Genomic DNA, 15052 nt, shown 5'->3' on the forward strand with positions numbered 1-15052 from the left:
CTGTTTATTACTCGTTCCTAAATTCACCCGGGGGCCCGGTTCCGGTGGGCGCGGCCCCGCCTGTTTCGTGCGGCATCCTCCGCGCACGCTAATCCGTTGGGCCAATCCGACGACTCTGCAGCGGTGCGAACCGCGGTCGAGTGACCCAGGGGCGTATTCAGAAGATCCGTTTTACGGATCATCCTGGAGTGTCCATGCGTACTCGAATCACCACCCTGGTCCTGTCCGGACTGGCCTCGGCCACGCTCGTGCTGGGTGCCGGTCACACGGCCTACGCCTCGTCCTCCGTCGACCACGGCACCGCCTCCGAGTCGGCAGGGGCCCGGGGCGAATGGGTCGACAGCCTTCTGCGCCTGGCCGGGGACGGCACCGGCTTCTCCGGCAACACCTGGACCGTCACCAGCCGGAGCATCATGCGGTCGGACACGCCGGAGCCGGCCGACCCGGAGTCGAACGAGGCCACCGAGCCGGGCGACGCCACCGAGCCGGGTGACGCCGCAGAGCCGGGCGACTCGGTCCAGGTGGGCGAGGACGGCGCCGAGCGTGGCCGGCCGATGGGCGAGCCGGCGGCGCCCGGGCTCCCCGAAGGAGCCGCGGCCGGCGGCGCGTCCTGCGAGGAGGAGGGCAGCCCCGGCCACCACGAGCTCCCCGAGTGCGTCTGCCCGCCCGGTGAGCACGGTGGTCACGAGGGCCATGATGAGCACGGCGAGCACGGCGAGCACGGCGAGCACGGCGAGCACGGCGGCCACGAGGGTCAGGAAGGCCACGGCGGGCACGAGGGCCATGGCGAGCACGGTGAGCACGGCGGCCACGAGGGCCACGGCGGCCACGAGGGCCACGGTGGTCACGAGGGCCACGGCGAGCACGGCGGTCAGGACCAGGGGCAGGGCCAGAACGGCGAGCAGAACCAGGCCCAGGGCCAGGAGCAGGCGCAGGGTCAGGAGCAGGCCCAGGGCCAGGCCCAGAACGCCGAGCAGAAGCAGGACGGTCGGCAGGACCAGAAGGTCGACCTCACCGTCGTCGTCCAGAACGTCGTCACCAACAACCTCGACAACAGCGCGAACAACAGCGCCGCGAGCACGTCGAACAACAGCTCCACCGCCAACTCCAACAACTCCGCGCACCAGTCGGCCGCGCAGAGCAACAACCTGTCCAACCACCAGAGCCAGAGCAATCACCAGGCCGCGCAGAACGTGAACAAGGCCAAGTTCGCCGCGCAGGAGGGGTCGCACAAGCCGGCCCCGCAGGGCGGGCACCACGGCGGGGGCGAGCAGCACGCGGCCGGGCACCACCACCACGGCGAGCTGGCCCACACCGGGAGCCAGACGCCGCTGCTGGCGGCTCTCTCGGCGGCGTTCCTCGTGGCCGGCGCGGCAGCCATGCGGATCAGCCGACGGCGTGCATGACGCGGCAGCGGGTGACCGACGGGCGGTGCGCGGAGAGCGCACCGCCCGTCGGTCTTCCGTCCCGGTTTCCGTTCGCGCTCCCTCCCGGGCCCCGGCCCGTCAGCGCAGCTCGGGGGGCGGCGTACGGCCCGGATCCATCGGCCGTTCGTCGACCAGGCTGCCCCAGACGGCCATCCGGTAGAGCGAGGTGTAGACGGGGGTGCAGGTCGTCAGGGTGATGTAGCGGCCCGGCCCGGTGTACGGGGAGCCGGTGGGCACCGGGGCGATGACACCGGTGTCGTCCGCGGAGGTCTCCGGCAGCGTGGCGTCGACCCGGTAGACGTACCAGCGGTCGCGGGTCTCCACGACCAGCGGGTCGCCCGGCTTCAGCCGGTCCAGGTCGTGGAACTTCGCGCCGTGCCCGTCGCGGTGGGCGGCGAGGGCGAAGTTGCCCTGCGCGTCCCAGGGCATGGCCGAGCGGTACGGCGCCGTGTAGGCGCCGGCGACCCCGTCCGCGAGGGTGTCCTCGTCGGTACCGATCCTGATCAGCACCTCGTAGCCCGCGCCCAGGGCCGGCACGTGGAGGAACCCGATGCCTCCGCCCGCGTCGAACGGGGGCGGCGCGGCGGCCGCGGCGCCGGAGGCCGCGGGTGTCGGGACGGTCGGGGCCGCCGTCGACCAGGACCGGCGGAGCTGTTCGGCCGCGACCCCGGAGTGCCGGTCGGCCGTGAGGTTCGTCCACCACAGCGAGTAGGCGAGCAACAGGGCGAGCAGGACGCCGATGGTGAACAGCACGTCGCCGAGCGCGCCGAACGCGACCCGCAGGGGGTGCCGGCGAGGTGCTCGTCCCTCGGCCGGGTGCTCGATTGCCATGGTTCGTCCCTTCGGCCGCCGCGCCGGCCGCCGCCGGGGGCGTCCGGGCTGGTCATGCGCGTACTCCACCGCGCCCGCGAGCCGGCGGGCAAGCCGACACGCCACGCCGCCGCCCGGGTCCGTGCACCGGGCCGGCCGGTGACCGGGCGGGCCCGGCCCGTGGGCCGTCCGGCGGCGGGCCGCCCGGGCGCGTAACCTGCTGGGGCGGACGGATGGAGGGGCCGATGGCGGTGGACGAGCAGCGGGCCGGGAGCCGGGTCAGCAGGCCGGAGAACCGGCTGGTCCGGCGCGGGTTCGGCGACCCGGCGCGGGCGGTGCGGCTGCTGGAGGGCCCCGGCCTGGAGGGCCTGGCCGACGACCCGGTGCTGCTGGACGCGCTCGGCGCGACCGCCGACCCCGACCTCGCGCTGCTCGGCCTGGCCCGGCTGATGGAGGCCGCCGACGAGGCCGACCGGCACACCCTGCGCGACACGCTCACCACCTCCAAGCCGCTGCGCGACCGGCTGCTCGGCGTGCTCGGCGTCTCGACCGCGCTCGGCGACCACCTGGCCCGGCACCCGCACGACTGGCACGCGCTGGTCACCTTCGAGCTGCGCGACATGCACCCCGGCCCGGAGGACTTCAGCCGCGCGCTGACCGACGGCGTCCGGGACGCGGACGTCCGCGGCGGCGACCGCAGCCCGGCGGACGCGCTGCGGATCGCCTACCGCCGCTGCCTGCTCGCCATCGCGGCCCGCGACCTGACCGGCACCACCGACCTCGCCCGGACCGCCGCCGAACTCGCCGACCTGGCCGGCGCCACCCTGCAGACCGCCCTGGACCTCGCCGCCGAGCAGGACCCGGAGGCCGCCGCGGCCTGCCGGCTCGCGGTGATCGGCATGGGCAAGTGCGGCGGCCGGGAGCTCAACTACGTCTCGGACGTGGACGTCATCTTCGTCGCCGAGCCGCGCGAGGGCGTGGCGGAGCCCGAGGCGGTCAGGGCCGCCACCCGGCTCGCCGCCGCCCTCACCCGGCTCTGCGCGGACACCACCGGCGAGGGCACCATCTGGCCGGTGGACGCCAACCTGCGCCCCGAGGGCCGCAACGGCCCGCTGGTCCGCACCCTGGCCAGCCACCTCGCCTACTACCAGCGCTGGGCCAAGACCTGGGAGTTCCAGGCGCTGCTCAAGGCCCGGCCGGTCGCCGGGGACGCCGACCTCGGCGCCGCGTACGTCGAGACGCTCGCCCCGCTGGTCTGGCAGGCCGCCGCCCGGGAGAACTTCGTCACCGACGTGCAGCAGATGCGCCGCCGGGTGATCGACTCCATCCCGGTCACCGAACTGGACCGCCAGCTCAAGCTGGGCCCGGGCGGGCTGCGCGACGTCGAGTTCTCCGTCCAACTGCTCCAGCTGGTGCACGGCCGCACCGACCCGGCGCTGCGCAGCGGCAACACCCTGGAGGCGCTGGCCGCGCTCTCCCGGGGCGGGTACGTCGGCCGGGCGGACGCCGCCTCGCTGGACACCGCGTACCGCTTCCTGCGCTCGCTGGAGCACCGGATCCAGCTGTACCGGCTGCGCCGCACCCACCTGATGCCCACCGGGGCCGAGGACCAGCGCCGACTGGCCCGCTCGCTGGCCCCGCTGATCAACGACGACACCCGCGCCGACCCGGTGGCCGCGCTGCACCGGGAGTGGAAGCGGCACGCGGTGGAGGTCCGGCGGCTGCACGAGAAGCTGTTCTACCGGCCGCTGCTCGACGCCGTGGCCGAGCTGCCGCCGGGCGCCGCCGGGCTGACCCCGGACGCCGCGCGGGCCCGGCTGGAGGCGCTCGGCTACGCGGACCCGGCGGCCGCGCTGCGGCACATCAGCGCGCTGGCCTCCGGGGTGAGCCGCAAGGCGGCGATCCAGCGCACCCTGCTGCCGGTGCTGCTCGGCTGGTTCGCCGACTCGGCCGACCCGGACGCCGGGCTGCTCAACTTCCGCCAGGTCTCCGACGCGCTCGGCCGCACCCCCTGGTACCTGCGGCTGCTGCGGGACGAGAGCGCGGCCGCCGAACAGCTGGCCCGGGTGCTGTCGGCCGGCCGGCTCGCCCCCGACCTGCTGCTGCGCGCCCCCGAGGCGGTGGCCATGCTGGGCGATCCGCAGGGCCTGGAACCGCGCGGGCGGGCGGCGCTGCAGTCGGAGATACTGGCCGCCGTCGGCCGGGCCGGGTCCACCACGGCCGCCGTGGCCTCCGCCCGCTCGGTGCGCCGCCGGGAGCTGTTCCGCACGGCCGCCGCGGACGTCCTCGGCCGGCTCGGGGAGGACCCCGCCGAGGCGCTGGACGTCGCGGGAGAGGCGCTCACCGCGCTCAACGCCGCCACCCTGCAGGGTGCGCTGCGGGCCTGCGTCGCCGGCTGGGAGGCCGAGCACGGGGACCTGCCGACCCGGATCTCGGTGGTCGCGATGGGCCGCTTCGGCGGCCACGAGCTGGGCTACGGCTCGGACGCGGACGTGCTCTTCGTCCACGAGCCGCTGCTCGGCTCGCTGGAGGAGGAGGCCGCCCGGGCCGCCCAGGCGGTCTGCCACGAGCTGCGCACCCAGCTGGGCGCGCCGTCCACCGAGCCGCCGCTGCTGGTCGACGCCGACCTGCGGCCGGAGGGGCGCAGCGGTCCGCTGGTGCGCTCCCTCGCCTCGTACGCGGCGTACTACCGGCGATGGTCGCACGCCTGGGAGAGCCAGGCGCTGCTGCGGGCCGAGCCGGTGGCCGGGGACGAGGAGCTGGGCACGCGGTTCCGGCAGCTGATCGACCCGCTGCGCTACCCGGGCAACGGGGTGCCGGAGCGGGACCTGATGGAGATCCGCCGGATCAAGGCCCGGATCGAGGCCGAGCGGCTGCCGCGCGGGGCCGACCCGACCACCCACACCAAGATCGGGCGGGGCGGGCTGGCGGACGTGGAGTGGACGGTGCAGCTGCTCCAGCTGCAGCACGGGCACGAGCTGCCGGCCCTGCGCACCACCCGGACCAGGGCGGCCCTGGCGGCCGCGGTCGCGGGCGGGCTGGTGGAGCCGGCGGACGCCGAGGTGCTGGAAGCGGCCTGGGTGCTGGCGTCCCGGGTGCGGGCGGCGGTGATGCTGGTGCGGGGCCGTCCCGGGGACAGCTTCCCGGGGGAGGCCAGGGAGCTGGCCGGGGTGGCCCGCTACCTCGGGTACGGTGCCGGGCACAGCGGGGAGCTGCTGGACGACTACCGGCGGACCACCCGGCGGGCCCGGGCGGTGGTGGACCGGCTGTTCTACGGGCTCTGAGCGCCCCGGGGCGTGCGGAAGCGTTCCCTGGGCCTGCGGAAGCCATCCCCGGGGCACGCGGAAGCGCCACTCCGGGCCTGCGGAAGAGCCCCCGGGCACGCGAAAGGGGCCCCGTGCGGGGCCCCTTCGTCGTTCGTCGTCGCTACCGGCGCGCGGTGCTGACCGCGGGCTCGCTCCACTGCTCGGGGACGGTGACCGGCTGGTCCTGCGCCGACTCCCGGGCGGGCACCTGCGGCAGCTTGTAGACCCACTCGTGGTAGAGCCAGCGGGCTGCGAGGAAGCCGACGGCCAGGCAGATCTCGCCGCCGACGGCGTCCATCCAGAAGTGGTTGGCGGTCGAGACGATGACCACCAGGGTGGCGGCCGGGTACATCAGGCCGAGTGCCCTGACCCACTTCCGGCGGGCCAGGAAGAAGATCGCCAGGCCGCACCACATCGACCAGCCGATGTGCATCGAGGGCATCGCGGCGTACATGTTGGAGACGTGCGCGGCGGGCCCGGAGGCGAAGGAGCCCCAGGTGCCGTGGGTCTTCACGGTGTCGATGAAGCCGCCGTCGGTCATCAGCCGGGGCGGGGCCAGCGGGAAGGAGTAGAAGCCGACCAGGGCGATCAGGGTGGTGACGAACAGCACCGTGCGGGCGGCGACGTACCGGCCGGGGTGGCTGCGGTAGAGCCAGACCAGGACGCCGATCGTGATGATGAAGTGCAGCGTCGCGTAGTAGTAGTTCATCCCGGTGATGAGCCACCCGACGCCGTCCATCGCGTGGTTGACCGAGCGCTCGACGGCGATGCCGAGGTGCTGCTCCAGCTCCCAGATCCAGCGTGCGTGCTTCTGGGCTATCGCTTCCTGTTCCGGGACGGCGTTGCGGACGATCGAGTAGATCCAGTAGCTGATCCCGATCAGGGCCAGCTCGAACCAGATCCGCGGCCGGGCCGGCGAACGGCGCTGCTCGCGGAAACGATTGCGCAGGGCTGCGGAACGGGACTGGACGGTACGGGTGGCTCCGTCGGGCACGTGACCGGGGACGGTCGTCGCCGCTTCGGAACCGCCACCGTCGGCCGTGTCGGCGCGCCCGGCGTCGCCTCGCTGGATCTCGGTCGGTTCCCCCATGGACGAGAAGTCTGCCAGACCGCTCGTAGCCGTCTGCTCATCCTCTGGAAGTGGATTCTTCACCGGCTGTCCCCCTTGAGGGCTAGGGGCCGGCTCCCACCGGGGTCGGGGGTGCGCGGGGTTCTGGTGCTAACCGGTGGGACGGACATACGTCCCATTGTCACGCCCGTCGCTCCGGGGGAGTAATCGGGGTGGCCGGAGGCGGCCGTGGAGCTGGATTTTCCCGGGACGAAACGGTTTCTGCATCTTGCTGAAACATATTGCAGGCCGCTAGCTTCCTGGAAACTCGATCGCCCCTTCCCCTAAGGGAGCCCTCAGTGGCCGATGCCCCGCTCCGCCCCCGACGGAGCAGATCACCCCGCAGGACGGGCCGCACGGCCGTCCTGCTGGCCGTCGCGCTGACCGCCGCCACCCTCGGCAGCGCCCCCGCGGCCCTCGGTGCCGCCCCGCCCGCCCCGCCCTCGGACGCCGCGCTCGCCGCGACCGCCGGGCGGCACGACCTCACCCGCGAGCAGTTCTACTTCGTCCTGCCCGACCGCTTCGCCGACGGCGACCCGGCGAACGACACCGGCGGCATCACCGGCGGGCGGCTGGACAACGGCTTCGACCCCGCCGACAAGGGCTTCTACCACGGCGGCGACCTGGCCGGCCTGATCCGGAAGCTCGACTACATCCAGGACCTCGGCACCACCGCGATCTGGATGGCGCCGATCTTCAAGAACAAGCCGGTGCAGGGCAGCGGGGCCGAAGCCTCGGCCGGCTACCACGGCTACTGGATCACCGATTTCACCCAGGTCGACCCGCACTTCGGCACCAACGACCAGCTCAAGGAGCTGATAGCCAAGGCGCACGCCCGCGGCATCAAGGTCTTCTTCGACGTCATCACCAACCACACCGCCGACGTCATCGACGACGCCGAGCAGCAGCACGGCTACCGCTCGGCGGGCGCCTACCCGACGCTCGACGCGGACGGGAAGCCGGTGGACGAGACCGCCGTCGCCGACGCCGGCGCCCCCTGGCCGCGGATCACCAAGGACTCGTTCCCCTACACCCCGGTCTTCCGCAACCCCGCCGACGCGAACGCCAAGACCCCGTCCTGGCTCAACGACCCCTCGCTCTACCACAACCGCGGCGACTCGACCTTCGTCGGCGAGTCCGCCACCGAGGGCGACTTCAGCGGCCTGGACGATCTCGACACCCAGAACCCCCGGGTGGTGAAGGGCTTCGAGAAGGTCTACCAGCAGTGGGTCAAGGACGCCGGCGTGGACGGCTTCCGGATCGACACCGTCAAGCACGTCGACATGGCGTTCTGGCGGCAGTGGGCGCCCGCGCTGAAGGACTTCGCCGCCAAGCAGGGCAACAAGAAGTTCTTCATGTTCGGCGAGGTCTACTCGGGCGACCCGGCGATCACCTCGCCGTACGTCACCCAGGGCAAGCTGCAGGCCACCCTGGACTTCCCGTTCCAGGGCGCGGCCCGCTCGTACGTCTCCCAGGGCGGCTCGGCGAAGGCCCTCGCCGACGTCTACGGCCAGGACTACCGGTACACCGGCGCCGACACCGACGCCTACGAGCTGCCGACCTTCCTCGGCAACCACGACATGGGCCGCTTCGGCTCCTTCCTGCTCGCCGACAACCCGGGCGCCGACGAGGCGACCCTGCTGAAGAAGGACCGGCTCGGCACCGAGCTGCAGTTCCTCACCCGCGGCCAGCCCGTCGTCTACTACGGCGACGAGCAGGGCTTCACCGGCGCGGGCGGCGACAAGGACGCCCGGCAGGACCTGTTCGCCTCGAAGACGCCCTCCTACAACAGCGACCGCGTGCTCGGCGGCGCCTCCGGCCCGGCCGACCGGTACGGGCAGGACGGCGCGCTCTACCAGGGCATCGCGGGCCTGGCGAAGCTGCGCCGCGACAACCCGGCGCTGGCCGACGGCGCCCAGATCGAGCGGTACGCCGCCGACGGCGCGGGCGTCTACGCCTTCTCCCGGATCGACGCCGGGCAGCAGGTCGAGTACCTGGTGGCGGTCAACAACGCCGCCGAGGCGAAGACCGTCACGCTGGACACCTTCTCGGCGGGAACGGGCTTCGACCGGATCTACCCGGCGGCGGGGGAGAAGCTGACCTCCGGCGCCGACCGCAAGGTGACGGTGACCGTACCGGCGCTGTCCTCCGTGGTGTTCAAGGCGGCCGGCAGGCTCGCCGCCGTGACCGCCGCGCCGCAGATCTCGCTGCAGCCGCCCGCGGACGGCGCCACCGGCCTCGTCACGGTCGGCGCGAAGGTCGACGGCGGCGGCTTCGACCGGGTGAGCTTCGCCGCCCAGATCGGCAACGGACCCTGGCAGACCCTGGGCACCGCCGACACCGGGAAGTACGCCGTCACCCAGGACCTGGGCGCCGTCGCCCCCGGCACGGTCGTGCGCTACAAGGCCGTCGTCCAGGACTCCGGCGGCCACCTGCGCTCCGCCACCGCGAGCTTCACCACCGGCGCCCCCGCACCCCAGCCGGTGCCCACCGCGGGCGCCCGCCCGTACGCCGTCGTCCACTACAACCGGCCGGACGGCGACTACGACGGCTGGAACCTCTACGCCTGGGGTGACCTCGCCGACGGCGAGGGCACCCAGTGGCCCGCCGGGCACGCCTTCACCGGCCGGGACGCGTACGGCGCCTTCGCGTACGTGCGGCTGAAGCCGGGCGCCTCGGACGTCGGGTTCATCGTGGAGAAGAACGGCGTCAAGGACGTGGACGCCGACCGCCACGTCGACGTCGGCAGCACCGGCGAGGTGTGGCTGAAGCAGGGCGACCCGGCGGTGCGCACCGCGAACCCGGGCCCGACGAGCACGCCGCCGGCGAACACCGCCGTCATCCACTACAACCGGGCCGACGGCGACTACGACGGCTGGGGCCTGCACGACTGGACCGGCGCCGCCACCCCCACCGACTGGGGCAAGCCGCTGACGCCGGCGCGCCGCGACGCCTTCGGCGCCGTCTTCGAGGTGCCGCTGGCCCCCGGCGCGACCAGCCTCAGCTACATCCTGCACCGGGGCAACGACAAGGACCTGCCCGCCGACCAGTCGCTGGACTTCGCGGTCGACGGCAGGGAGGTCTGGATCCTCGGCGGCCGCGAGGGCCACCTGCTGCCGCAGAACCCGGCCGCCTCCTCGCAGGTCGACCTCACCGGCGCCAAGGCGCAGTGGATCGACGCGAGGACCGTCGTCGTCCCGGCGAACTACGGCGCGGGCGACGACGCCTTGGCCGGCGGCACCAGCGCCCAGCTGGTCTACGACCCGGCGGGCGGCATCAAGGCCGACAAGGGCGTGCTGACCAAGCCCGGCCAGTGGCTGCGGCTCACCCCGGTCAAGGGCGGGCTGACCGACGCGCAGAAGGCGAAGTACCCGCACCTGGCGGGCTACCGGGCCTTCACCGTGGACGCCCGGGACACCGCCCGCGTCCCGGCCGCGCTGCGCAGCCAGCTGCTGTTCACCGAACACCTGCCCAGCGGCGCCGTGCTGGCCGGAACCGGGGTGCAGACCCCGGGCGTGCTGGACGACCTCTACGCCGGGCGGACCGGCAAGGTCGACTTCGGCCCGGCGTACTACAACGGCAAGGTGGCGCTGTCCCTGTGGGCGCCGACCGCGCAGGAGGTCTCCGTCCAGGTCTTCGACAGCGCCGCCGGGGGCACCCCGAAGACGCTGCCGCTGAAGCTCGACGACGAGACCGGGGTCTGGGAAGTCGTCCGCGACAAGGGCGAGCTGGACGGCAAGTACTACCTGTACCAGGTGAAGGTCTGGGCGCCCTCGGTGCAGCAGGTGGTCACCAACACCGTCACCGACCCGTACTCGGTGGCGCTGTCGACCGACTCCGAGCGGAGCCTGGTCGCCGACCTCGACGCCAAGGAGCTCAAGCCCGCGGGCTGGGACGACCACGCCCGGCCGCAGGCCGTGCCGCCCGCGCAGCAGCAGATCCAGGAACTGCACGTCCGGGACTTCTCGGTGGACGACCCCACCGTCCCGGCCGCCGAGCGCGGCACCTACCTGGCGTTCACCGAGTCGCAGTCGGCCGGCATGCAGCACCTGCGGGACCTGGCCAAGGCCGGGGTGACCACGATCCACCTGCTGCCGACCTTCGACATCGCCACCATCCGGGAGAACCGGGCCGATCAGAAGCTGCCCGCCTGCGACCTCAAGTCCCTCCCGGCGGACGGCCCGAAGCAGCAGGAGTGCGTGGCGGCGGTCGCCGCCGACGACGCCTACAACTGGGGCTACGACCCGCTGCACTACAACGTGCCGGAGGGCTCGTACGCGACCGACCCGGCGGGCACGGCCCGTACCGTGCAGTTCCGGCAGATGGTGCAGGCGATGCACGCGGCCGGGCTGCGGGTGGTGCTCGACGTGGTCTACAACCACACCGCCGCCGCCGGACAGGCCGAGCACTCGGTGCTGGACCGGGTCGTCCCCGGCTACTACCAGCGGCTGGACGCCGACGGCAAGGTGACGACGGACAGTTGCTGCGCCGACACCGCGCCCGAGCACGCCATGATGAACCGGCTGGTGGTCGACTCGGTGACCCTGTGGGCCCGCGAGTACAAGGTCGACGGCTTCCGCTTCGACCTGATGGGCCTGGACCCGAAGTCCACCATGCTGGACGTGCAGGCCGCGCTGCGGAAGATGACGCCGGACTCGGACGGCGTGGACGGGAAGAACGTCTTCCTGTACGGCGAGGGCTGGAACTTCGGCGCCGTCGCGAACAACGCCCGGTTCGAGCAGGCCACCCAGGCCAACATGGCCGGCACCGGCATCGCCACCTTCGACGACCGGATCCGCGACGCCGCGCGGGGTGGCAACTTCATGCTCGACTCGGCGCCCCAGCAGGGCTTCGCCTCGGGCCTGTTCACCGACCCCAACGGCTCGCCCGCGAACGGCAGCCCGGACCAGCAGAAGGCCCGACTGCTGCACCAGATGGACCAGTTGAAGGTGGGGCTGACCGGCAACCTGGCCGGGTACTCCTTCACCGACAGCTCCGGGAAGGCCGTCACCGGCGCCCAGGTCGACTACAACGGTTCCCCGACCGGGTACGCGGCCAAGCCGGGCGAGGCGGTGGAGTACGTGGACGCCCACGACAACACCGACCTCTTCGACGCGCTCGCGTACAAGCTGCCGACCGGCACCGCGCCCGCCGACCGGGCCCGGATGCAGGCGCTCGGCCTGTCGCTCACCGCGCTCACCCAGGGCGCGGGCTTCGCCCAGGCCGGCAGCGACCTGCTGCGCTCCAAGTCGCTCGACTCCAACGCCTACGACTCGGGCGACTGGTTCAACGCGATCCACTGGGACGCCGCGGACGGCAACGGCTGGGGCCGCGGCCTGCCGCCGGCGGCCGACAACAAGGGCATGTGGCCGACCGCGCAGTCCCTGCTGGCGAACCCGAAGCTGACCGTCGGCGCGGCCGACATCCGGGCGACCTCGGCGCAGTACCAGGAGTTCCTGCGGATCAAGCAGTCCTCGCCGCTGTTCTCCCTGCCCACCCTGGCCGCCGTCCAGCAGCGGCTCTCGTACCCGCTCTCCGGCACCGCCGGCGAGACGCCCGGCGTGATCACCCTGCACCTGGACGGCACCGGGCTGGCGGGGGCCGAGAAGGGCATCACGGTGGTCTTCAACGCCACGCCCACCGCACAGGCGCAGACCGTGGCGGCCCTGCGGGGGACGGGCCAGGCGCTGCACCCCGTCCAGGCGGGCGGAGCGGACCAGGTGGTCAAGCAGTCCGGCTTCGACGCGGCGACCGGCACCTTCACCGTGCCGGGCCGCACCGTGGCGGTGTTCGTCCAACACTGATCCGTACACCCGCTGTTCGCCGGGCCCCGCACCGCCGTCGAGGCGGAGCGGGGCCCGGTTCCGTTCCGGCCACAGAATGGCCGGAAAGCTCCACTGGCACGGCCGGAACTGTGACGTGCCGCGCCCGTTCGGCGCTGCGCGGCGCCCGGCGGCACGGCCGCCGCTTCCGACTGCTGGTCAGTGACCGCCGGTAGTGATCGAACTTTGTCCGGGGCATGAAAACCGTGTTCACGAGTTCGCGACGGCGTACCACAACTGACGAACCGCCATGCATACGGTTTCGGTAATGAACCGGCCAATCAGTGGCATGCATCTGTCATTGGCGGCCGGTTTGCTGCCACGATTCCTCCGGCTGCAGACGAGGGGGCCCCACCCCCCGGTGCAGCCGTTCCAGCCATGGTGCAGCGCGTCCCGACCCTGCAACGGGTTGTGTGCACCGCAACCCGCTACCGCACCTCCGTCGCACCCGGCGGGGGCCCCCACTGCGCCGCAACCCCGCGGCCCAGGTTTCTCTCCACCGGCGCGACCCAGCCCCGGTCGGAAAAGGAGTCCGCATGTCCCGTTACGCTCACGCCCGGAAGGCGGCGGTCGTCCTGGCCGCGTCCACCGCGCTGCTGGTCACCGGCATACCGGTCATCGCCCAGGCGGCCACCCCGGACGCGCCGGCCGCCGTCGCCGCCCAGCAGTCCACCCGGGCCGCGCTGATCGCCTCGGCGAACCAGCAGACCGCCTCCCTCGCCCAGGCCCTCGGCCTGAGCGGCCAGGAGAAGCTGGTCACCAAGGACGTCGTCCAGGACGCCAACGGCGGTCGCCACCTGCGCTACGAGCGCACCTACGCCGGACTCCCCGTCCTCGGCGGCGACCTGATCGTCCACCAGGACGCGAACGGTGCCACCAAGAGCGTGACCAAGGCCAGCGAGGCCAACCTCGCCGGCGTCGAGACCACCCCGGCCCTGGCCGCGCCGAAGGCCCAGGCCGCCGCGCTGGCCGTCGAGGCGGGCTCCGTCGACACCGCCCCGCGCCTGGTGGTGTGGGCCGCGGACGGCACCCCGAAGCTCGCCTGGGAGACGGTCATCGCCGGCCAGGAGTCCGACGGCACCCCGAGCAAGCTGCACGTGGTCACCGACGCCAAGACCGGTGACGTGCTCAGCAAGGCCGACGGCATCATGCGCGGCACCGGTACCGGCGTCTTCGTCGGCAACGTGCCGCTGACCACCACCCAGAGCGGCTCGACCTACTCCCTCAAGGACGCCAGCCGCGGCGGCCAGTACACCACGGACATGAAGAACGGCACCTCCGGCAACGGCACCCTGTTCTCCAAGTCCTCGGACACCTGGGGCAACGGCCAGGCCAGCAACCGCGAGTCGGCCGCCGTGGACGCCCAGTTCGGCGCCGCGGCCACCTGGGACTTCTACAAGAACACCTTCGGCCGCAACGGCATCCGCAACGACGGCGTCGGCGCCATGAGCCGCGTGCACTACGACACCGGCTACGTCAACGCGTTCTGGGACGACAGCTGCTTCTGCATGACCTACGGCGACGGGGACGGCGACACCCACCCGCTGACCGAACTCGACGTCGCGGGCCACGAGATGAGCCACGGCGTCACCGCGGCCACCGCCAACCTGAACTACTCGGGCGAGTCCGGCGGCCTCAACGAGGCCACCTCGGACATCTTCGGCAACATGGTGGAGTTCTACGCCAACCTGCCCAAGGACGTGCCGGACTACCTGGTCGGCGAGCTGATCGACATCAACGGCAACGGCACGCCGCTGCGCTACATGGACAAGCCCTCCAAGGACGGCCAGTCGGCCGACTCCTGGTACTCGGGCGTCGGCAACCTGGACGTGCACTACTCGTCCGGCGTCGCCAACCACTTCTTCTACCTGCTGTCCGAGGGCAGCGGCGCCAAGGTGATCAACGGCGTCAGCTACAACAGCCCGACCGTCAACAACATCACCGTCACCGGCATCGGCCACGACAAGGCGCAGCAGGTCTGGTACAAGGCGCTGACCGCCTACATGACCTCCACCACCAACTACGCGGCCGCCCGTACCGCGACCCTGAACGCGGCCACCGACCTGTACGGCGCGAACAGCGCCGAGTACAACGCGGTCGCCACCGCCTGGGCCGCCGTCAACGTCGGCTCGCTGCCCAACCCGGGCGGCGTCACCGTCACCAACCCGGGCAACCAGTCGACCGCCGTCGGCACCGCGGTCAACCTGGCCATCAAGGCCTCGGGCGGCACCGCTCCGCTGTCGTACTCGGCGACCGGTCTGCCGGCCGGCCTGGCGATCAACGCCTCCACCGGCGCGATCACCGGCACCCCGACCGCGGCGGGCACCTCCAACGTCACCGTGACGGTGAAGGACTCGGCCGGCAAGTCCGGTACCACCAGCTTCACCTGGACCGTCACCACCGGTGGCGGCGGTGGCTGCACCCCGGCGCAGCTGCTGGGCAACGCGGGCTTCGAGACCGGCTCGGCCTCGCCGTGGACGTCGACCTCCGGCGTGGTCGACAACAGCTCCAGCCAGGCCGCGCACGGCGGTTCGTGGAAGGCGTGGATGGACGGCTACGGCTCCACCCACACCGACACGC

General features: G+C 72.8%; 6 protein-coding genes. 4 read left to right on the plus strand and 2 right to left on the minus strand.

The genetic code is table 11. The features are described 5' to 3' along the window. Positions 1-194 precede the first annotated feature (194 nt). A complete protein-coding gene (locus ABT048_RS22865) occupies positions 195-1406 on the plus strand; it encodes a hypothetical protein (protein WP_350523300.1) in 1212 nt (403 codons plus the stop codon). A 99-nt stretch (positions 1407-1505) separates the two neighbouring features. Here the strand turns inward: ABT048_RS22865 and ABT048_RS22870 are convergent, their stop codons facing one another. After that, a complete protein-coding gene (locus ABT048_RS22870) occupies positions 1506-2258 on the minus strand; it encodes a class E sortase (RefSeq protein WP_350523301.1) in 753 nt (250 codons plus the stop codon). A 224-nt stretch (positions 2259-2482) separates the two neighbouring features. Here ABT048_RS22870 and ABT048_RS22875 point away from each other — a divergent pair, with 224 nt between their 5' ends. Continuing rightward, on the plus strand, positions 2483-5521 hold the full coding sequence (locus ABT048_RS22875) for a bifunctional [glutamine synthetase] adenylyltransferase/[glutamine synthetase]-adenylyl-L-tyrosine phosphorylase (RefSeq protein WP_350523302.1): 3039 nt from the start codon (positions 2483-2485) through the stop codon (positions 5519-5521). Positions 5522-5663: 142 nt separating this feature from the next. Here the strand turns inward: ABT048_RS22875 and ABT048_RS22880 are convergent, their stop codons facing one another. Continuing rightward, a complete protein-coding gene (locus ABT048_RS22880) occupies positions 5664-6632 on the minus strand; it encodes a phosphatase PAP2 family protein (protein WP_350523303.1) in 969 nt (322 codons plus the stop codon). Between the two features lie 317 nt (positions 6633-6949). Here ABT048_RS22880 and pulA point away from each other — a divergent pair, with 317 nt between their 5' ends. Continuing rightward, a complete protein-coding gene (gene pulA, locus ABT048_RS22885) occupies positions 6950-12454 on the plus strand; it encodes a pullulanase-type alpha-1,6-glucosidase (protein WP_350523304.1) in 5505 nt (1834 codons plus the stop codon). A 554-nt stretch (positions 12455-13008) separates the two neighbouring features. Beyond that, positions 13009-15052, plus strand: a 2044-nt coding sequence (locus tag ABT048_RS22890; RefSeq protein ID WP_350523305.1) for a M4 family metallopeptidase, incomplete at its 3' end; no start/stop codon positions are given.

This window comes from Kitasatospora sp. NPDC096140 (assembly GCF_040303045.1).
Classification (GTDB): Bacteria; Actinomycetota; Actinomycetes; order Streptomycetales; family Streptomycetaceae; genus Kitasatospora.

Coding starts and splice junctions, on each gene's coding strand:
- ABT048_RS22875 (WP_350523302.1), top strand. CDS start 2,483: ATGGCGGTGGACGAGCAGCGGGCCGGGAGCCGGGTCAGCAGGCCGGAG.
- ABT048_RS22880 (WP_350523303.1), bottom strand. CDS start 6,632: ATGGGGGAACCGACCGAGATCCAGCGAGGCGACGCCGGGCGCGCCGAC.
- ABT048_RS22870 (WP_350523301.1), bottom strand. CDS start 2,258: ATGGCAATCGAGCACCCGGCCGAGGGACGAGCACCTCGCCGGCACCCC.
- ABT048_RS22865 (WP_350523300.1), top strand. CDS start 195: ATGCGTACTCGAATCACCACCCTGGTCCTGTCCGGACTGGCCTCGGCC.